The organism is Lysobacter sp. F6437 (assembly GCF_052547215.1).
Window position 1 is genome coordinate 251026 of sequence record NZ_JBQWRB010000001.1, and the last position, 18816, is coordinate 269841.

Annotated in this window: 19 protein-coding genes and 1 tRNA gene; 19 read left to right on the forward strand and 1 reads right to left on the reverse strand. The window is 65.9% G+C overall.

Going from position 1 to position 18816, the window contains the following annotated elements; genetic code table 11:
- The first annotated feature begins 44 nt into the window (after window positions 1-44).
- The 3 genes from accD to ACT9F5_RS01085 are packed head-to-tail and all read left to right on the forward strand — an operon-like array spanning window position 45 to window position 3282.
- The gene (gene accD, locus ACT9F5_RS01075; protein ID WP_445118109.1) at window positions 45-953 is read left to right on the forward strand and encodes an acetyl-CoA carboxylase, carboxyltransferase subunit beta; all 909 of its coding nucleotides are present in this window, start codon (window positions 45-47) and stop codon (window positions 951-953) included.
- Window positions 950-2293 carry a phosphoglucosamine mutase gene (glmM, locus tag ACT9F5_RS01080; protein WP_445118110.1) on the forward strand — a complete coding sequence of 448 codons (1344 nt, stop codon included), beginning with the start codon at window positions 950-952 and terminating at the stop codon, window positions 2291-2293. Before accD ends, glmM begins: the two co-directional genes overlap by 4 nt.
- 47 nt (window positions 2294-2340) lie before the next feature.
- Window positions 2341-3282, forward strand: coding sequence for a 2-oxoglutarate and iron-dependent oxygenase domain-containing protein (locus ACT9F5_RS01085; protein ID WP_445118111.1), 942 nt, complete (start codon window positions 2341-2343; stop codon window positions 3280-3282).
- A gap of 12 nt (window positions 3283-3294) precedes the next feature.
- On the opposite strand, the gene ACT9F5_RS01090 is transcribed toward ACT9F5_RS01085, so the two are convergent.
- A complete protein-coding gene (locus ACT9F5_RS01090; protein WP_445118112.1) occupies window positions 3295-3819 on the reverse strand; it encodes a DNA-deoxyinosine glycosylase in 525 nt (174 codons plus the stop codon).
- A gap of 92 nt (window positions 3820-3911) precedes the next feature.
- Here ACT9F5_RS01090 and tpiA point away from each other — a divergent pair, with 92 nt between their 5' ends.
- The 16 genes from tpiA (at window position 3912) to ACT9F5_RS01170 (ending at window position 18802) form a co-directional block, all read left to right on the forward strand.
- Window positions 3912-4664, forward strand: a complete 753-nt coding sequence (gene tpiA, locus ACT9F5_RS01095; protein ID WP_445118113.1) for a triose-phosphate isomerase — start codon at window positions 3912-3914, stop codon at window positions 4662-4664.
- Between the two features lie 45 nt (window positions 4665-4709).
- Window positions 4710-5147, forward strand: coding sequence for a preprotein translocase subunit SecG (gene secG, locus ACT9F5_RS01100; RefSeq protein WP_445118114.1), 438 nt, complete (start codon window positions 4710-4712; stop codon window positions 5145-5147).
- A 151-nt stretch (window positions 5148-5298) separates the two neighbouring features.
- A tRNA-Leu gene (locus ACT9F5_RS01105) sits at window positions 5299-5383 on the forward strand.
- A gap of 113 nt (window positions 5384-5496) precedes the next feature.
- Window positions 5497-5853, forward strand: a complete 357-nt coding sequence (locus ACT9F5_RS01110) for an NADH-quinone oxidoreductase subunit A (RefSeq protein WP_445118115.1) — start codon at window positions 5497-5499, stop codon at window positions 5851-5853.
- Between the two features lie 38 nt (window positions 5854-5891).
- A complete protein-coding gene (locus ACT9F5_RS01115; RefSeq protein ID WP_445100363.1) occupies window positions 5892-6434 on the forward strand; it encodes an NADH-quinone oxidoreductase subunit NuoB in 543 nt (180 codons plus the stop codon).
- On the forward strand, window positions 6434-7177 hold the full coding sequence (locus ACT9F5_RS01120; protein ID WP_445118116.1) for an NADH-quinone oxidoreductase subunit C: 744 nt from the start codon (window positions 6434-6436) through the stop codon (window positions 7175-7177). Before ACT9F5_RS01115 ends, ACT9F5_RS01120 begins: the two co-directional genes overlap by 1 nt.
- 17 nt (window positions 7178-7194) lie before the next feature.
- Window positions 7195-8493, forward strand: coding sequence for an NADH-quinone oxidoreductase subunit D (locus tag ACT9F5_RS01125; RefSeq protein WP_445119460.1), 1299 nt, complete (start codon window positions 7195-7197; stop codon window positions 8491-8493).
- Window positions 8494-8531: 38 nt separating this feature from the next.
- On the forward strand, window positions 8532-9059 hold the full coding sequence (gene nuoE / locus ACT9F5_RS01130; protein ID WP_445118117.1) for an NADH-quinone oxidoreductase subunit NuoE: 528 nt from the start codon (window positions 8532-8534) through the stop codon (window positions 9057-9059).
- Window positions 9059-10411: an NADH-quinone oxidoreductase subunit NuoF gene (gene nuoF / locus ACT9F5_RS01135; protein WP_445118118.1), complete on the forward strand. Its 1353-nt coding sequence runs from the start codon at window positions 9059-9061 to the stop codon at window positions 10409-10411. Before nuoE ends, nuoF begins: the two co-directional genes overlap by 1 nt.
- Window positions 10408-12639: an NADH-quinone oxidoreductase subunit NuoG gene (nuoG, locus tag ACT9F5_RS01140; protein ID WP_445118119.1), complete on the forward strand. Its 2232-nt coding sequence runs from the start codon at window positions 10408-10410 to the stop codon at window positions 12637-12639. The genes nuoF and nuoG overlap by 4 nt, the downstream gene beginning before the upstream one ends.
- Window positions 12640-12641: 2 nt before the next feature.
- Window positions 12642-13691, forward strand: a complete 1050-nt coding sequence (gene nuoH, locus ACT9F5_RS01145) for an NADH-quinone oxidoreductase subunit NuoH (RefSeq protein WP_445119461.1) — start codon at window positions 12642-12644, stop codon at window positions 13689-13691.
- Between the two features lie 7 nt (window positions 13692-13698).
- Window positions 13699-14187, forward strand: a complete 489-nt coding sequence (nuoI, locus tag ACT9F5_RS01150; RefSeq protein ID WP_445100199.1) for an NADH-quinone oxidoreductase subunit NuoI — start codon at window positions 13699-13701, stop codon at window positions 14185-14187.
- A gap of 9 nt (window positions 14188-14196) precedes the next feature.
- Complete coding sequence (locus ACT9F5_RS01155; protein ID WP_445118120.1) at window positions 14197-14850, forward strand: NADH-quinone oxidoreductase subunit J; 654 nt, start codon at window positions 14197-14199, stop codon at window positions 14848-14850.
- Window positions 14847-15170 carry an NADH-quinone oxidoreductase subunit NuoK gene (gene nuoK / locus ACT9F5_RS01160; RefSeq protein WP_445118121.1) on the forward strand — a complete coding sequence of 108 codons (324 nt, stop codon included), beginning with the start codon at window positions 14847-14849 and terminating at the stop codon, window positions 15168-15170. Before ACT9F5_RS01155 ends, nuoK begins: the two co-directional genes overlap by 4 nt.
- A gap of 19 nt (window positions 15171-15189) precedes the next feature.
- The gene (gene nuoL, locus ACT9F5_RS01165; RefSeq protein ID WP_445118122.1) at window positions 15190-17262 is read left to right on the forward strand and encodes an NADH-quinone oxidoreductase subunit L; all 2073 of its coding nucleotides are present in this window, start codon (window positions 15190-15192) and stop codon (window positions 17260-17262) included.
- Between the two features lie 40 nt (window positions 17263-17302).
- Window positions 17303-18802, forward strand: coding sequence for an NADH-quinone oxidoreductase subunit M (locus tag ACT9F5_RS01170; protein ID WP_445119462.1), 1500 nt, complete (start codon window positions 17303-17305; stop codon window positions 18800-18802).
- Window positions 18803-18816 lie beyond the last annotated feature (14 nt).

The following is an 18816-nucleotide window of genomic DNA, read 5'->3' on the forward strand; positions in this document are numbered from 1 at the left end:
GCGTCGACCGTATTGCAACAGCCTGAACGGGAAGACCTCAAAGCATGTCCTGGCTCAAGAAACTCATGCCGTCCGGCATCCGCACCGAAACCGGCAGCACCGCCAAGCGGCGCAGCGTTCCCGAAGGGTTGTGGGAAAAATGCGACCGCTGCGGCGCGGTGCTGTACCGCCCCGAGCTCGAGGAAAATCTCGAGGTCTGCCCGAAGTGCAGCCATCACATGCCGATTCGTGCCCGCGCGCGACTCAAGGCCTTGTTCGACGCAGGCACCACCACCGAGATCGGCGCCAGCCTCGGCCCGGTTGACGTGCTCAAGTTCAAGGACCAGAAGAAATACTCGGACCGGATCAAGGCCGCGCAGAAGTCCACCGGCGAGCGCGACGCGCTGGTGGCGATGCAGGGCACGCTCAAGCAGCGTCCGCTGGTCGCGTGCTCGTTCGATTTCGCCTACATGGGTGGCTCGATGGGCTCGGTGGTGGGGGAGCGTTTCGCGCTGGCCGCCGAAGCCGCACTCGAGGCCGGCTGCCCGCTGGTGTGCTTCACTGCCACCGGCGGCGCGCGCATGCAGGAGAGCCTGTTCTCGCTGATGCAGATGGCCAAGACCTCGGCTGCGCTGGGCCGGCTGCGCGCGGCCGGGTTGCCGTACATCGCGGTGCTGACCCATCCGACCACCGGCGGTGTCTCGGCCTCGCTGGCGATGCTGGGCGACATCAACATCGCCGAGCCCGAGGCGCTGATCGGCTTCGCCGGCCCGCGCGTGATCGAGCAGACCGTGCGCGAGACCCTGCCGGAAGGTTTCCAGCGCAGCGAGTTCCTGCTCGAGCACGGCGCGATCGACCAGATCTGCGACCGTCGCGAAATGCGCGACCGGCTCGCCCAGTTGCTGGCGCTGATGATGAAGCAGCCACAGCCGGACGATGAAATCGAGGTCACGCTCGAAAAGGCCGGCGCATGAGCCGCAAGTACTTTGGTACCGACGGTATCCGTGGCCGGGTGGGTGAAGGCCCGATCTCGGCCGACTTCGTGCTGCGCCTTGGCAACGCCTACGGCCACGCGCTGAAGCGCAATGCATGGCGCAAGCCGCTGGTGATCATCGGCAAGGACACCCGGATCTCCAACTACATGTTCGAGGCCGCGCTGGAGGCCGGGCTGGTCGCGGCCGGCGTCGACGTGCAACTGATGGGGCCGATGCCGACCCCGGCGGTCGCGCACCTGACCCATTCCCTGCGCGCCGATGGCGGCATTGTCATTTCGGCATCGCACAACCCGCATTACGACAACGGCATCAAGTTCTTTTCGGCCGCGGGCGAGAAGCTCGACGACGATACCGAGCAGGCGATCGAGGCCGCGCTGGAGTCGCCGTTCCGCACGGTTTCGTCGGAAGAACTCGGCAAGGCCGTGCGCACCCGCGACGCGATCGGACGCTACGTCGAGGCCTGCAAGAACTCGGTGCCGAAGGGCTTCGATCTCGGCGGCCTGCGCATCGTGATGGACTGTGCGAACGGCGCGACCTACCAGGTCGGGCCGATCGTGCTGCGCGAACTGGGCGCCCAGGTCGACGCGATCGGCGCCGACCCCAACGGCCTCAATATCAACGACGGCGTCGGCTCGACCCACCCGGACACGCTGGCTGCCCGTGTGCGCGAGACGGGCGCCGACCTGGGCATCGCCTTCGACGGTGACGGCGACCGGGTGATGTTCGTCGACGACCAGGGCCGCGTCTGCGACGGTGACGACCTGCTGTACATCCTCGCGCGAGACTGGCGCGACAGCGGCCGCCTGCAGGGCCCCGTGGTCGGCACGTTGATGACCAACTTCGGCCTGGAACAGGCGTTCGGGCAGGCCGGGATCGGCTTCCTGCGTTCCAAGGTCGGCGACCGCCACGTCCATCGGCAGTTGATCGCGAACGGCGGCGTGCTCGGCGGCGAAGCGTCCGGCCACCTGCTGTGCCTGGATCGCGCCAGCACCGGTGACGGCATCGTCAGTGCGCTGCAGGTGCTGGAAGTGTTGCATCGGCGTGGGGTCGGGCTGGGCGAGGCGCTGGCCGGACTGGTCCGGGTGCCGCAACGCACCATCAATGTACGTTTCGCCAACGGTGCACGCCCGGCCGAAGCCGAATCGGTACAGGCGGCGCTGGCGGACGCGCAACTCGCGGTGAAGGGGCGCGGTCGTGCGTTCCTGCGCCCCTCGGGAACCGAGCCGGTGGTGCGGGTCACGGTCGAAGCGGATGACGCGGCGCTGGTCCAGGCAACGCTGGATCGCCTCGCTGATGCCGTGCGCGCCGCGGCCGAGTGAGTGGCCGCGACAACTTTCCACATCGACATCGAATCAGTGACATCCGCATGAGCCAGGCCCGCATTCCCACCCTCGACATCCGCCGCTTCGACAGCGACCGCGATGCCTTCGTCGCCGAGATCGGCGCCGCGTACCGCGAGTGGGGATTCGCCGGCATCCGTGGCCATGGCATCCCGCAGGAGCGGATCGCCGCGGCCTACGACGTGTTCGAGCGTTTCTTCGCGCTTCCCGAAGCGGTCAAGCGCAAGTACCACGTCGCTGGCAGCGGCGGCGCGCGCGGCTACACGCCGTATGGCGTGGAAACCGCCAAGGGCGCGCAGCACTTCGATCTCAAGGAATTCTGGCACGTCGGTCGCGAGGTTCCGCGTGATTCGAAGTACGCGCCGGTGATGCCGCCTAACCTTTGGCCGGAGGAAATTCCCGAGTTCCGCGAGATCGGCTACGGCCTGTACGAATCGCTCGACCGGCTCGGCGCGCGGATACTGAGCGCGCTGGCCCTGCATATCGGCCTGGCCGAAGACTATTTCGCCGACAAGACCAATTGCGGCAACTCGATCCTGCGGCCAATCCATTACCCGCCAATTACCAGTCCCGAAATCCCCAACGAGCGTGCCGGCGCACACGAGGACATCAACCTGATCACGCTGCTGGTCGGGGCGAGCGCCGCGGGGCTGGAGGTCAGGTCGCACCGGGGCGAATGGGTGCCGTTCACCGCCGAGGCCGACACGATCGTGGTCAACATCGGCGACATGCTGCAGCGGCTGACCAACCACGTGTATCCGTCGACCACCCATCGGGTGGTGAACCCGCAGGGTGAGGCCGCACGGCAGCCGCGGTACTCGACGCCGTTCTTCCTGCACCCCAACCCGGACTTCCTGATCGACGTGCTGCCGTCGACGATCACGCCCGACAACCCCAGCCGGTATCCCGAGCCGATCACCGCCCAAGCCTACCTGGACGAGCGGTTGCGCGAGATCAAGCTGAAGTAGCCGGACCGGCGGTCACGACCGGGTCACTATTCCGCCCGAGCGCAGGCCTTCACGCCAGGCCGCGAGCTTGTCGTCGTGGCGTTGCGACGCGTTGGCCGGACTGGTGGACGGCAATCGCCGGTACTGCATCGGCGGCCCTGCAAGATGCGGCAACACGCGGCGGATGAACGTGCCCTCGGCCTTGGCCCCGTTGAACAGCACCATTCCGATGGCTGGATGCGCCGCAAGGAATCGTGGGAAATCATTGATCTCCGCGGTGTCGTCGCGAATCGCGCTGTCGAGGCTGCCGGGCCGTTCGCAACTGGCCAGCACGTCCCACAACGCGATTCCGGCGGCCACCACGCGATTGCAGCACTCGGGGTAGGGCAGTGCGGGATCGGCGCCGACCAGTTCGCCCATGAAGGGCCAGAAACGGTTCTGCGGATGCGCGTAGTACTGCTGCGCCTGCAATGACTTCAACCCGGGCATGCTGCCGAGTACCAGCACGCGGACGCCGTTGCCGCTGAGCGGCTCGAAACTGTGGACTACCGGTTGCATCGTTCCGATCGTACCGCGCAGGACGCCCGTCCCGGCCTGTTTCCGGTTGCCTGCTTCGGTACAATCACCGCTCCCGCATCACGGAGTGGTCCATGGCTCGTCGCAAGGTCGTCGCCGGAAACTGGAAGCTGCACGGCGATCGCCGTTTCGCAGGCGAATTGCTGGACGCCGTCACGGCAGTCGATGCGCCCGCCAACGTGGACCGCATCATCCTGCCGCCACTGCCTTACCTGGGTGAGTTGATCGGGAAATACAGCGCCCGCGGACTGCAGTTCGGCGCGCAGGACGTCAGTGCCAACGAGAAGGGCGCCTATACCGGCGAGGTGTCGGCTGCGATGCTGCTCGACATCGGTGCGCGTTACGGCCTGGTCGGCCATTCCGAGCGTCGCCAGTACCACGGCGAGACCAGCGACGTGGTCGCCGCCAAGTTCCGTGCCGCCAAGGCCGCGGGCCTGGTGCCGATCCTCTGCATCGGCGAGACCCTCAGCGAGCGCGAGGACGGCCAGACCGAGTGGCGCCTGCAGGAGCAACTGGCGCCCCTGCTGAAGGACGGTGCCGCGGCGCTGGACGGTGCCATCGTCGCTTACGAGCCGATCTGGGCGATCGGCACCGGCAAGACCGCCACGCCGGAGCAGGCACAGGCGGTGCACGCATTCATCCGTAGCGAAATCGCCGCGCACGATGCTAGAATCGCTGGCTCGCTGCCGCTGCTTTACGGCGGTAGCGTGAAGGCCGACAATGCGGCCGCGCTGTTTTCGCAGGCGGACGTGGATGGCGGCCTGGTTGGCGGGGCCTCGCTGGTCGCCGACGATTTCAACGCCATCGCAGCCGCGGCGGCGCCCTGACCGGTCCCGGGCCTGCCCGTCACCGAACCAACGAAGAGTTTTCCGATGCTGCTGTTCCTCACCGTCATCTATCTGCTGGTCGCGATCGCGATGGTCGCGCTGATCCTGATGCAGCGTGGCGCTGGTGCGCAGGCGGGCGCGGGTTTCGGTGGCGGCGCCTCGGCGACCGTGTTCGGTGCGCGCGGCGCATCCAGCTTCCTTACCAAGGCCACCAAGTGGCTGGCGATCGTGTTCTTCTCGATCAGCCTGTACATGGCCTGGCACGCGACCGAGCGGAGCGCGGCCCCCGAGGCGACGGCCGACCTGGGCGTGATGGCGCAGGTCCCGGTGGCGCCCGCAGTGCCTGAAGGTTCTACCCAGGTTCCCGCGGCCGTGGTTCCGGCGGCCAGTCAATCACAGGTCCCGGCGGCGGATGCCAGTGTCCCGGCGGTGCCTGCGGCGGAAACGCCCGGTTCGGCACCGTCCGAACCTGCCGGCGAGTAATACAGACGATACAATGGTGGTGTTGACGCCCGGCATGGAGGCTCGGGGGTCTGGTCACGATGACCGGAATGTGGTTCCAGCCAGTCATGGTGGGGGCCGCGGACAGGAAAGGGATGTCGAAATGGATGTCAGCGGTTCGCTGGAATCATGTGCCCAGGTGGCGGAATTGGTAGACGCACTACCTTGAGGTGGTAGCGGCTTAGGTCGTAGGGGTTCGAGTCCCCTCTTGGGCACCACTCCAGCAAAGCGGAAAGCAACGGCATCCCGGTGCCGATTCGAGGCACCAGCGGTGCCACAAGCCAAGGCCGCGGCAACGCGGCTCTAGCCTAGAAGAAGTGAGAGAACACAAGTGCTGGCCGAATACCTGCCGACCCTGCTGTTCCTTATCGTCGCCAGCGGTATCGGCGTCGCCCTGCTGGTGGTGGGCAACCTGCTCGGCCCCAAGCGCCCCGGCGCGGAGAAACTGTCTCCGTACGAATGCGGATTCGCGCCCTTCGAGGACGCGCGCATGCAGTTCGACGTGCGCTACTACCTCATCGCCATCCAGTTCATCATCTTCGACCTGGAAATCATCTTCATCGTGCCCTGGGCGACCGTGTTCCGTGATCTCGGGATCGTCGGTCTGGTCGAGATGGGCATCTTTGCGAGCATGTTGCTGCTCGGCTTCATCTACGTGTGGAAGAAGGGAGCGCTGGAATGGGAGTGATCGAGCCGCGCACCCTGGGCGACCGCGTGTCGGGCCTGATGCACAATCCGGTGCCGGAAGGGCGCCTGGACGACATCCTGCGGCCGGAGGGCGACAACCCACTGCTGCAGCAGGGTTTCGTCACCACCAACCTCGATACCCTGTGGAACTGGGCGCGCACCGGTTCGATGTGGCCGATGACGTTCGGCCTGGCCTGCTGTGCGGTCGAGATGATGCACGCGGGCGCTTCACGACTGGACCTGGATCGTTACGGCGTGGTGTTCCGCCCCTCGCCGCGCCAGTCCGACGTGATGATCGTCGCCGGCACGCTGGTCAACAAGATGGCCCCGGCGTTGCGCAAGGTCTACGACCAGATGCCCGACCCGAAGTGGGTGATTTCGATGGGCAGCTGCGCCAACGGCGGCGGTTACTACCACTATTCCTACGCAGTCACCCGTGGCGTTGATCGCATCGTGCCCGTGGACGTCTACGTGCCGGGCTGTCCGCCGACCGCCGAGGCGCTGGTCTACGGCATCCTGCAACTGCAGAAAAAGATCCGCCGCGGCACCAATTTCGGTGACGGCAAGCAGGGCGTGCGCTGATGGCCGGGGCACTGGAAGGCGTGACTGCCGCCGTGTTCGCCGAGCGCCTGCGTGAGCGGTTCCCCGAGGGGCTGGTCGTTGTCGCCGAACCGCGTGGCGAAGTCAGCCTGGACGTGGATGCTGCCGGCTGGCTGGCCGTGGCGAAAGCCCTGCGCGACGAGTTCGGCTTCGAGCAACTGGTCGACGTCAGCGGCGTGGACTATCTGAGCTACGGTTCCGACGAGTGGGATACCGAGGTGTCCTCGGAAGGTTTCTCGCGCGGCGTCGAGGGCAAGGGCATGGGTCGTTTCGCCTGGGGCGAGTCGCCCAACGTCGTCGCCGATGCCCCGGAGCGCCGCTTTGCCGCGGTCGCCCACCTGCTGTCGTGCCAGAACAACCTGCGGGTGCGACTGCGTACCTTCGCGGCCGACGACGCACTTCCGGTGGTCAGTTCGCTGACCTCGGTCTGGCCCGGCGCCAACTGGTTCGAGCGTGAAGCGTTCGACCTGTACGGCATCGTGTTCGAGGGGCATCCGGACCTGCGCCGGATCCTCACCGACTACGGTTTCGTCGGCCACCCGTTCCGCAAGGACTTCCCGCTGATCGGCAATGTCGAGGTGCGCTACGACGCCGAGAAGCAGCGCGTGATCTACGAGCCGGTGTCGATCGAACCGCGCGTGCTGGTGCCGCGCGTGATCCGTGACGACTCGCGTTACCAGACCGCGGCCGGCGAAGCCCGCCAGGCGCGCGAGGCCAAGCCATGAACACGCCAGCCCACCCCATGCCGGCCACTGGCATGCCGCTCGTCAATACCTCCGGCCTCAACAGCATGGAGATCCGCAACTACACCGTGAACTTCGGCCCGCAGCACCCGGCCGCGCACGGCGTGTTGCGACTGATCCTGGAGATGGACGGCGAGGTCGTGCAGCGCGCCGATCCGCACATCGGCCTGCTGCATCGCGGCACCGAGAAGCTGGCCGAGTCCAAGCCGTTCAACCAGTCGATCGGCTACATGGACCGGCTCGACTACGTGTCGATGATGTGCAACGAGCATGCCTACGTGCGCTCGATCGAGACCCTGCTGGGGATCGAGGCGCCGGAACGCGCGCAGTACATCCGTACGATGTTCGACGAGATCACCCGCATCCTGAACCACCTGATGTGGATCGGCTCCAGCGGGCTCGACCTCGGCGCGATGGCGGTGTTCCTGTACGCGTTCCGCGAGCGCGAGGAGCTGATGGACTGCTACGAGGCGGTCTCCGGCGCGCGCATGCATGCGACCTATTACCGCCCGGGCGGCGTCTATCGCGACCTGCCGGAGCGGATGTCGAAGTACAAGGAGTCGCCGTGGCGCAAGGGCAAGGACCTCAAGCGCTTCAACAACTGGCGCGAGGGTTCGCTGCTCGATTACCTCGACGCGTTCTGCGACGACTTCCCGAACCGCGTCGACGAGTACGAGACGCTGCTGACCGACAATCGCATCTGGAAGCAGCGCACCGTCGGCGTCGGCGTGATCAGTCCCGAGTTGGCGCTCGCCTGGGGTTTGACCGGGCCGATGCTGCGCGGATCCGGCGTCGAGTGGGACCTGCGCAAGAAACAGCCGTACGCCAGGTACTCCGAAGTCGATTTCGACATCCCGGTGGGCGTCAACGGCGACTGCTACGACCGCTACCTGGTCCGCGTCGCGGAAATGCGCCAGTCGACCCGCATCATCAAACAGTGCGTGAAGTGGCTCAAGGCCAACCCCGGCCCGGTGATGCTGGACAACTACAAGGTCGCGCCTCCCTCCCGCGAGGAGATGAAGGACGACATGGAAGCGCTGATCCACCACTTCAAGCTGTTCACCGAAGGCTACTGCGTGCCGGTCGGCGAGACCTACTGCGCGGTCGAGGCGCCCAAGGGCGAGTTCGGCTGCTACCTCGTGTCGGACGGCGCCAACAAGCCGTTCCGGGTCAAGCTACGCGCGCCCGGTTTCGCCCACCTGTCCTCGATGGACACCGTGGTCAAGGGCCACATGCTGGCCGACGTGGTGGCGATGATCGGCACCTACGACATCGTGTTCGGCGAGATCGATCGCTAGCCGTGAACGGCGGCGATCGACTGAGGATCTACTGAGCAATGAAAGCGACCGGAAATTTCGAGGCCTGCCAGCACGTCGACCCGATGGTGGCGTTGTCCGACCAGACCCGTGCCCACATCGACCATTGGCTGGCCAAGTTCCCGCCGGACCGCAAGCGCTCGGCGGTGCTGCAGGGCCTGCATGCGGCGCAGGAGCAGAACGACGGCTGGCTGAGCGACGAGCTGATCGCCGCCGTCGCCAAGTACCTGTCGATCCCGCCGGTCTGGGCCTACGAGGTCGCCAGCTTCTACTCGATGTTCGAGACCGAGCAGGTCGGCCGCAACAACGTCGCCTTCTGCACCAACATCAGCTGCTGGCTCAACGGTGGCGAAGACCTGGTTGCCCACGCCGAGAAGAAGCTCGGCTGCAAGCTGGGCGAGTCGACCGCCGATGGCCGGGTGTTCCTCAAGCGCGAGGAGGAGTGCCTGGCCGCGTGCTGCGGCGCGCCGGTGGTCGTCATCAACGGTCACTACCACGAGAAGCTCGACACCGCGAAGGTCGACGAACTGCTCGAGGGGCTCAAGTAATGGCGCACCACCACTACTCCGAGGGCTACGGCCCGGTCGGCCCGGCACCGCAGGAGCACAGCGTCGTCTACACGACCCTGCACTTCGACAAGCCGTGGTCTTACGACAACTACCTCAAGACCGGCGGCTACAGCGCATTGCGCAGGATCCTCGCCGAGAAGATCGCGCCGGCCGACGTCATCGAGATGGTCAAGCAGTCCGGCCTGCGCGGCCGCGGCGGCGCGGGCTTCCCGACCGGCCTGAAGTGGAGCTTCATGCCGAAGGGTGAGGGTACCAAGTACATCCTGTGCAACTCGGACGAGTCCGAGCCAGGCACCGCCAAGGACCGCGACATTCTGCGCTACAACCCGCACGCGGTGATCGAGGGCATGGCGATCGCCTGCTACGCCACCGGCTCGACCGTGGCCTACAACTACCTGCGCGGCGAGTTCCACCACGAGCCGTTCGAGCACCTGGAGTCGGCGCTGGCCGAAGCCTACGAGCACGGCTGGCTTGGCAAGGACATCCAGGGTTCCGGCATCGACGTCGACATGTACAACGTCCTCGGCGCGGGCGCCTACATCTGCGGCGAGGAAACCGCGCTGATGGAGTCGCTGGAGGGCAAGAAGGGCCAGCCGCGGTTCAAGCCGCCGTTCCCGGCCAACTTCGGCCTGTACGGCAAGCCGACCACGATCAACAACACCGAGACCTACGCATCGGTGCCGGCGATCATCCGCAATGGCGCCGAATGGTTCCTCAACCTCGGCAAGCCCAACAACGGCGGCGCCAAGGTTTTCTCGGTGTCGGGCCACGTCGCAAGGCCCGGCAACTACGAGATCCGCCTGGGCACTTCTTTCGCCGACCTGCTCGACCTGGCTGGCGGCATGCGCAACGGCGCGAAGATCAAGGGCGTGATCCCCGGCGGCTCGTCGATGCCGGTGCTGCCGGGCGACACCATGATGTCGCTGACGATGGACTACGACGCCTTGCAGAAGGCCGGTTCCGGCCTCGGTTCCGGCGCGGTCATCGTGATGGACGAGACCACCTGCATGGTCCGCGCCTGCCAGCGCATCGCGCGCTTCTACTTCAAGGAAAGCTGCGGCCAGTGCACGCCGTGCCGCGAGGGCACCGGCTGGATGTACCGCATGCTGACGCGGATCGTCGACAAGCAGGCGACGGTGGAGGACCTGAACATGCTCAAGGCCGCCGCCGGCCAGATCGAAGGCCACACCATCTGCGCGTTCGGCGAGGCTGCGGCGTGGCCGGTGCAGGGTTTCCTGCGCCACTTCTGGGACGAGTTCGAGTACGCGATCGTCAACAAGCGGTTCCTGGTCGATGACCAGGCCGCGGGCAAGGTGGAGCAAGCGGCATGAGTGCGCAGCCGTCCAACCCGAACGTGCCACCGGACCACGTCTCGATCGAGATCGATGGCGTGCCGATGACCGCGCCCAAGGGCTCGATGATCATCCACGCCGCCGACAAGGCCGGCATCCCGATCCCGCGTTTCTGCTACCACGACAAGCTGTCCATCGCGGCCAACTGCCGCATGTGCCTGGTCGAGGTCGAAAAGATGGGCAAGCCGGCACCGGCCTGCGCCACGCCGGTGATGGATGGCATGAAGGTCACCACCCGCAGCGACAAGGCGCTGGGCGCTCAGCGCAACGTGATGGAGTTCCTGCTGATCAATCATCCGCTCGACTGCCCGATCTGCGACCAGGGCGGCGAGTGCGAGCTGCAGGACCTGTCGATGGGCTACGGCCGCTCGGTCAGCCGCTTCGCCGAGCGCAAGCGCGTGGTGCCCGACGAGGACATCGGTCCACTGGTCGCCACCGAGATGACCCGCTGCATCCAGTGCACCCGCTGCATCCGCTTCACCGCGGAAGTCGCCGGCACCTACGAGTTGGGCGGCATGTACCGCGGCGAGAACCTGCAGATCGGCACCTACGACGGCAAGCCGCTGACCACCGAGCTGTCGGGTAACGTGATCGACGTGTGCCCGGTCGGCGCGCTGACCAACAAGCCGTTCCAGTTCAAGGCGCGTGCCTGGGAGCTGGTCGCGCGCGAGTCGCTGGGTTACCACGACGCGCTGGGCAGCAACCTGTTCCACCACGTGCGCCGCGGCGAAGTACTGCGCAGCGTCCCGCGCGACAACGACGCGGTCAACGAATGCTGGCTGTCGGATCGCGACCGCTATTCGCACCAGGGCCTGTACGCCGAAGATCGTGCGACCGTGCCGATGCTGCGCGACGGTGATGACTGGCGCGAGGCGTCGTGGGACGAGGCGCTGGCGAAGGCCGCGCAGATCCTGCGCGACAACGGTGCCGACCAGCTCGGCATGCTGGTGCACCCGGCGACCTCTAACGAGGAGGGCGCCTTGCTGGCCCGGCTCGCCGATGCGCTGGGTACCGGGAATCTCGATCACCGTATCTCCCAGCACGACCTGTCAGACGCTGCCGTCGCCGAGACCTTCGCGATGCGCGTGGCGGACATCGACAAGTCCGACGTGGTCGTGATCGTCGGCGCGAACCTGCGTCACGAACTGCCACTGGTGAATGCGCGCGTGCGCAAGGCCTGGCAGAACGGCGCCAAGGTGCACGTGGTCAACCCCGTCGACTTCGACCAGACCTTCGACCTGGCGGGCAAGCAGATCGTCGCGCCGTCGCAATTGGCCGCTGCGCTCGGCAATGCCGATTTGCGCGAGGCGGCCAAGGCCGGTTCGCACGCGGTCGTGATCGTCGGCGGGCTTGCCGAGAACAGCGTGCACGCATCGGCAATCCGTGCCGCCGCGTCCGACTTCGCCGCGGCCACCGGTGCCTCCCTGTGTCGCATTCCGCAAGGCGCCAACGCGGTTGGCCTGGCCGACCACGGCGTGCTGCCGACCGGTCGCGACGCCAGTTCGATGCTGGCGCAGCCGCGCACTGCCTACGTCCTCTACGGCATCGAGCCCGGCCTGGATTTCGCAGACACCGCGACCGCGATGAAGGCGTTCGGCAGCGCCCAGGTCGTCGCCTTCAGCCATTTCGCCTGCCAGTCGACCCGAGCGGTCGCCGACGTGATCCTTCCCATCGGTTTGCTGCCCGAAGTCGAAGCCACCCTGACCAACCTCGACGGCCGCGAACAGTCCACCGTCGCGGGCGCCCGGGCGCCCGGTCAGGCGCGTGCCGGCTGGAAGGTGCTGCGTGCACTCGGTGGCGACCTGCAAGCCGAGGGCTTCGGATTTACCGACCTCGCCGGCCTGCGTACGAGCCTGGTCAAGCGCGAGGTTGCGCCGATGGTGGGCCAGCCGCCCCGGATCACCGCGGACGGCCTCGAAGTCGCCGCCAGCACCGCGATTTACCGTAGCGATGCGGTCGTCCGTCGCGCGGCTGCACTGCAGTCGCATCCGTTGAACCGGCCGCCGCGTGCGGTCCTCAATCCAGCCGATGCCGACGCGCTCGGCCTGGTCGAGGGCGGTACCGGCAAGTTCGACACCGGCGCCGGTGTTGCAACGCTGCCGGTCTCGATCAGTGACAAGATCGCACCGGGTGCGGTCTGGGTCGAAGGTGGCCACGGCGCCACCGCGGCACTGGGTTCCGGCCGGGTGCAGGCGGGGAGGGCTTGAGCATGGTCGACATGATCCACCAGTTCTTCACGTCCTTCGGCATGCTTGGTGAAGGCGCCTGGATCGTGCTGAAGATCCTGCTGATCGCAGTGCCGGTGATCCTCGCGGTGGCGTTCTACGTGCTGTGGGAGCGCAAGCTGATCGGCTGGATGCATGCGCGCCACGGGCCGATGTACGTCGGCATGGGCATCCTGCAAACGTTCGCCGACGTGTTCAAGCTGCTGTTCAAGGAAGTGCTGCAGCCGACGAGCGCCTCGCCGTTCCTGTACAAGCTGGCGCCATTGCTGGTGCTGGTGCCGTCGTTCGCGGCCTGGGCGGTGATCCCGTTCGATGCGCAGGTCGTGCTGTCGAACGCCAACGCCGGCTTGCTGTACCTGCTGGCGATGACCTCGCTCGGCGTGTACGGCATCATCCTCGCCGGCTGGGCCTCGAACTCGAAGTATGCCTTCCTCGGTGCGATGCGTGCCGCCGCGCAGATGGTGTCGTACGAGATCGCGATGGGCTTCGCGCTGGTTGGCGTGATGGTCGCCGCCGGCAGCCTCAACCTGTCGGAAATCGTGATGGCGCAGTCGGGCAACGCCGGCCTGCTGGAGTGGTTCTGGCTGCCGCTGCTGCCGCTGTTCGTGATCTATTTCGTGTCCGGCGTGGCCGAGACCAACCGCGCGCCGTTCGACGTGGTCGAGGGCGAGTCGGAGATCGTCGCCGGCCACATGGTGGAATACTCGGGCGCGCTGTTCGCGCTGTTCTTCCTGGCCGAGTACGCCAACATGATCCTGGTCAGCTTCCTGGTCTCGATCTTCTTCCTCGGCGGCTGGCTGAGCCCGTTGCAGGGCCTGGGCATCCCGCTGCTGTCGGTCGATGGCTGGTGGTGGCTGCTGGCCAAGGTGTTCTTCTTCGCCAGCTGCTACATCTGGTTCCGCGCCACGTTCCCGCGCTACCGCTATGACCAGATCATGCGGCTGGGCTGGAAGGTGTTCATCCCGATCACGATCGCGTGGATCGTGGTGGTCGCGCTGATGGCCTATCACGACGTGTTCCTGCCGGGGCAATGAGACTGACATGAACCGCATCGTTTCCTATTTCAGAAGCCTTTTGCTGGTCGAACTCGGGCAGGGCATGTGGCTCACGCTCAAGTACCTGTTCCGGCCCAAGTACACGCTGATGTACCCCATGGAGAAGACGCCGCAGTCGCCGCGCTTCCGCGGTATCCATGCGTTGCGTCGCTATCCCAATGGCGAGGAGCGCTGCATCGCCTGCAAGCTGTGCGAGGCGGTGTGCCCGGCGCTGGCGATCACCATCGACTCGGAGAAGCGCGAGGACGGCAGCCGCCGTACCACGCGCTACGACATCGACCTGTTCAAGTGCATTTATTGCGGCTTCTGCGAGGAGTCGTGCCCGGTGGACTCGATCGTCGAGACCCACATTCACGAATACCACTTCGACCAGCGCGGACAGAACATCGTCACCAAGCCGCAACTGCTGGCGATCGGCGACCGGCTCGAGGCCGAGATCGCAGAACGCCGCGCTGCCGACGCACCTTTCCGCTGAGTGCCCGCCATGGACCTCGCTTTCATTGCCTTCATCGTCTTCGCCCTCACGGCAATCGCGTCCGCGCTGGCCGTGATCAGCGTCAAGAACCCCGTCCACGCGGTGTTGTCGCTGGTGCTGACGTTCTTCTCGGTCGCCTGCCTGTGGATCATCATCGGGGCCGAGTTCCTCGGCGTGACCCTGATCCTCGTCTACGTCGGCGCGGTGATGGTGCTGTTCCTGTTCGTGGTGATGATGCTGGACATCGACGTCGCGCCATTGCGCGAGGGCTTCGTGCGTTACCTGCCGGTCGGGCTGGTGGTCGCGGCGGTGATGCTGGCCGAGATGCTGGTGCTGATCGGCGTCAAGACGCAGCTGACGGTACCGCTGGCGCCCAATGCGGCGGAGGCGGCGGACATCCCCAATACCGAGTGGCTGGCGCATGCGCTGTTCACCCGGTTCCTGCTGCCGTTCGAGACCGCCGCGGTGATCCTGACCGTCGCGGTGATCGCGGCGGTGACCCTGACCCTGCGTCGCCGCGAGGGTGCCAAGCACCAGAACCCGGGTGAACAGGCCCGCGCCCGTGCCGGCGACCGTGTGCGCCTGGTCAAGATGGACGCGGTGCGACCCGCGCCCGCGCAGCCATCGGATGCCTCCGGTGCCGCCGACGAGGTGAAGCCATGAACCTGTTCGCATCCGGCCTGACCCCCGGCCACTTCCTCGCGCTCGGCGCGACGCTGTTCTGCATCAGCGTCGCCGGCATCTTCATCAACCGCAAGAACGTGATCGTGTTGCTGATGTGCCTGGAGTTGATGCTGCTGGCGGTAAACATCAACTTCGTGACGTTCTCGCGCCAGTTCGGCGACCCGGCCGGCCAGGTGTTCGTGTTCTTCATCCTGACCGTGGCCGCGGCCGAGGCTGCCATCGGCCTGGCGATCCTCGTCACGCTGTTCCGCAACCGGCGCACGATCAACGTCGCCGAAATCGATTCGATGAAGGGCTGATCCGATGCAGGGTGTGGACATGCTTGATAGCAGCGTCGTTATTTCAAAGTCCCTGCTGCTGGCCGTCGTGCTGGCACCGCTGCTGGGTGCCATCATCGCGGGCCTGTTCGGCCGCAGGATCGGCCGTGCCGGTGCGCACGTCGTCACCATCCTGGGCGTCGCCGCGAGCTTCGTGATGTCCGCCTGGGTGCTGTGGCAGCTGGTCGGGCAGGGCGCGGCACCGTTCAACGAGAACATCTATACCTGGTTCCAGGTCGGCGGCATCGAGGCCCATGTCGGCTTCATGGTCGACAACCTGACCGCGATGATGATGGTGGTGGTCACCTTCGTGTCGCTGCTGGTCCACCTCTACACCATCGGCTACATGCACGAGGACCCGGGCTACCAGCGGTTCTTCAGCTACATCTCGCTGTTCACCTTCTCGATGCTCATGCTGGTGATGAGCAACAACTTCCTGCAGCTGTTCTTCGGCTGGGAAGCGGTGGGCCTGGTGTCGTACCTGCTGATCGGTTTCTGGTTCAAGAAGCCGACCGCGGTGTTCGCCAACCTCAAGGCGTTCCTGGTCAATCGCGTGGGCGACTTCGGCTTCCTGCTCGGCATTGCCGGCGTGCTGCTGATGTTCGGCTCGCTCGATTACGGCACCGTGTTCGCCAATGCGCCGAGCATAGCCGGGCTGAACATGGCGATCATCGATGGCCATGAATGGTCGGTCGCGACGGTGATCTGCATCTGCCTGTTCATCGGTGCGATGGGCAAGTCGGCGCAGGTACCACTGCACGTGTGGCTGCCGGACTCGATGGAAGGCCCGACCCCGATCTCGGCGCTGATCCACGCGGCGACGATGGTGACCGCCGGCATCTTCATGGTCGCGCGGATGTCGCCGTTGTTCGAGCTGAGCCAGACCGCGCTCAACTTCGTGCTGTTCATCGGTGCCACCACCGCGTTCTGGACCGGCCTGATCGGCATCGTGCAGAACGACATCAAGCGCGTGGTCGCGTATTCGACGCTGTCGCAGCTGGGCTACATGACGGTCGCGCTGGGCGTGTCGGCCTACAGCGCCGGCGTCTACCACCTGATGACGCACGCGTTCTTCAAGGCACTGCTGTTCCTGGGTGCCGGCTCTGTGATCATCGCGATGCACCATGAGCAGGACATGCGCAGGATGGGCGGGCTGAAGAAGTACATGCCCATTACCTACTGGACGATGCTGCTGGGCACGCTGGCGCTGGTCGCCACGCCGTTCTTCAGCGGCTTTTATTCCAAGGACACGATCATCGAGGCGGCCCACCATGCCAGCGAGCGCGCTGGCTGGATCGGCCAGTACGCGTACTGGGCCGTATTGCTGGGTGCGTTCGTGACCGCGTTCTACAGCTTCCGCCTGCTGTTCATGACCTTCCACGGCAAGGAGCGTTTCCGTGAGGTCGAGCATGCGCATGGCCACGACGACCATGCCGCGGACGCCCACGGCCACCACGGCGTGCATGAACCCCACGAGTCACCGTGGGTGGTGACCGTGCCGCTGATCCTGCTGGCGATCCCGTCGGTGCTGGTCGGCTTCTTCACCGCGGGTCCGATGCTGTTCGGCACCGACTGGAGCGGCCACGCCGAACAGCTGCCGTTCTTCCTCGGCGCGATCGAGGTCGATGCCGCCCATGACGTCATGGCCACGCTGAAGCACGAGGTCTGGCACGGCCCGGTCGCGTTCGCGCTGCACGGCCTGCAGTCGCCGGCGTTCTGGCTGGCGTTCGCCGGGTTCGTGCTTGCCGTGGTCATGTACCTGTGGAAGCCCGAACTGGCTACCCGTGCCCGCAAGGCGTTTACCTGGCCGGTGCGGGTGCTGGAGAACAAGTACGGCTTCGACGCCCTCTGGATCGGCGGTTTCGCCGGCGGCAGCCTAGGCCTCGGCAAGGCCTCGCGTGCGATCGACACCCACGTGATCGACGGTGTCGCCGTCAACGGCAGCGCCCGCCTGGTCGAACTGGTGGCCTCGGTCAGCCGCCGCGCCCAGTCCGGTTACCTGTTCCATTACGCCTTCGCGATGATCGTCGGCCTGATCGTGATGCTGGCCGTACTCATCCGTTACCTGAATTGACAAGGACTGCGACGTGAACCCTGAGCCCTTGCAAAGTGCGCTGCCCTTGTTGAGCCTGCTCGTGTGGCTGCCGATCATCGGTGGCTTCCTGACCCTCGCGTTCGGCGACGGGCGCGCCAATGCCGCGCGCTGGTTCGCCACCGCCGTCGCCACGCTGACGCTGCTGGTGTGCGTGCCGCTGTTCACCGGTTTCGACATGGCCACCCCGGCGATGCAGTTCGTCGAGGACCATGCGTGGATCCCGGCGTTCGACATCCGCTACCACCTGGGTGCGGACGGCATCTCGGTGCCGCTGATCGGCCTGACTGCATTGACCTCCGTGCTGGTGCTGATCGGTGCGTGGAACGTCGAGAAGCGGGTCAACCAGTACTACGCCGCGTTCCTGATCCTCGAAGGCCTGATGATCGGCGTGTTCGCCGCGCTCGACTCGATGCTGTTCTACGTGTTCTTCGAGTGCATGCTGATCCCGATGTTCATCATCATCGGCGTGTGGGGTGGCCCGCGCCGGGTCTACGCATCGGTCAAGTTCTTCCTCTACACGTTCCTCGGCTCGCTGTTCATGCTGATCGGGCTGATCTACCTGTACCTGAAGGGTGGCAGCTGGCAGCTGGCCGACCTGTACCAGTTGCAGCTGTCTGCGACCGAGCAGATGTGGATCATGTTCGGCTTCCTGATTGCGTTCGCGGTCAAGGTGCCGATGTTCCCGGTGCACACCTGGCTGCCGGACGCGCACGTGGAGGCGCCGACCGCCGGTTCGGTGATCCTGGCAGCGATCATGCTGAAGATCGGCGGCTACGGATTCCTGCGCTTCACCCTGCCGATCGTGCCGGATGCGGGCGCGGAGTGGGCCTGGCTGCTGATTGCACTGAGCCTGATCGCAATCGTCTACGTCGGCCTGGTCGCGCTGGCGCAGGACGACATGAAGAAGCTGATCGCCTATTCGTCGATCTCGCACATGGGCTTCGTGACCCTGGGCACCTTCATCGCGTTCGGTCTCGTTCGCGACTACGGCAACCTCGACGCCGCGCGCCTGGGCCTGCAGGGCGCGATGGTGCAGATGGTCAGCCACGGGTTCATCTCGGCGGCGATGTTTACCTGCGTCGGCGTGCTTTACGACCGGCTGCATACGCGGCGGATCAAGGATTACGGCGGCGTCGCCAACGTGATGCCGTGGTTCGCGGTGCTCTATGTGCTGTTCGCGATGGCCAACTCGGGCCTGCCGGGCACGTCGGGCTTCGTCGGCGAGTTCATGGTGATCATGGCCTCGTTCCAGAAACATCCATTGATCGCGTTCGCCGCCGCGCTGACCCTGATCATCGGTGCCGGCTACACCCTGTGGCTGGTCAAGCGCGTGCTGTGGGGCGAGGTCGGCAATGACAACGTCGCCACGATGAAGGACATCGGTGCACGCGAGACCTTCGTGCTCGGCGTGTTCGCTGCCGGTACGCTGCTGATCGGTGTCTGGCCGAAGCCGCTGACCGACCTGATGGAACCATCGATCGCCAACCTCGCGATGCAGATCGCAGGTTCCAAGCTTTAAGCGCCTGACGGGCA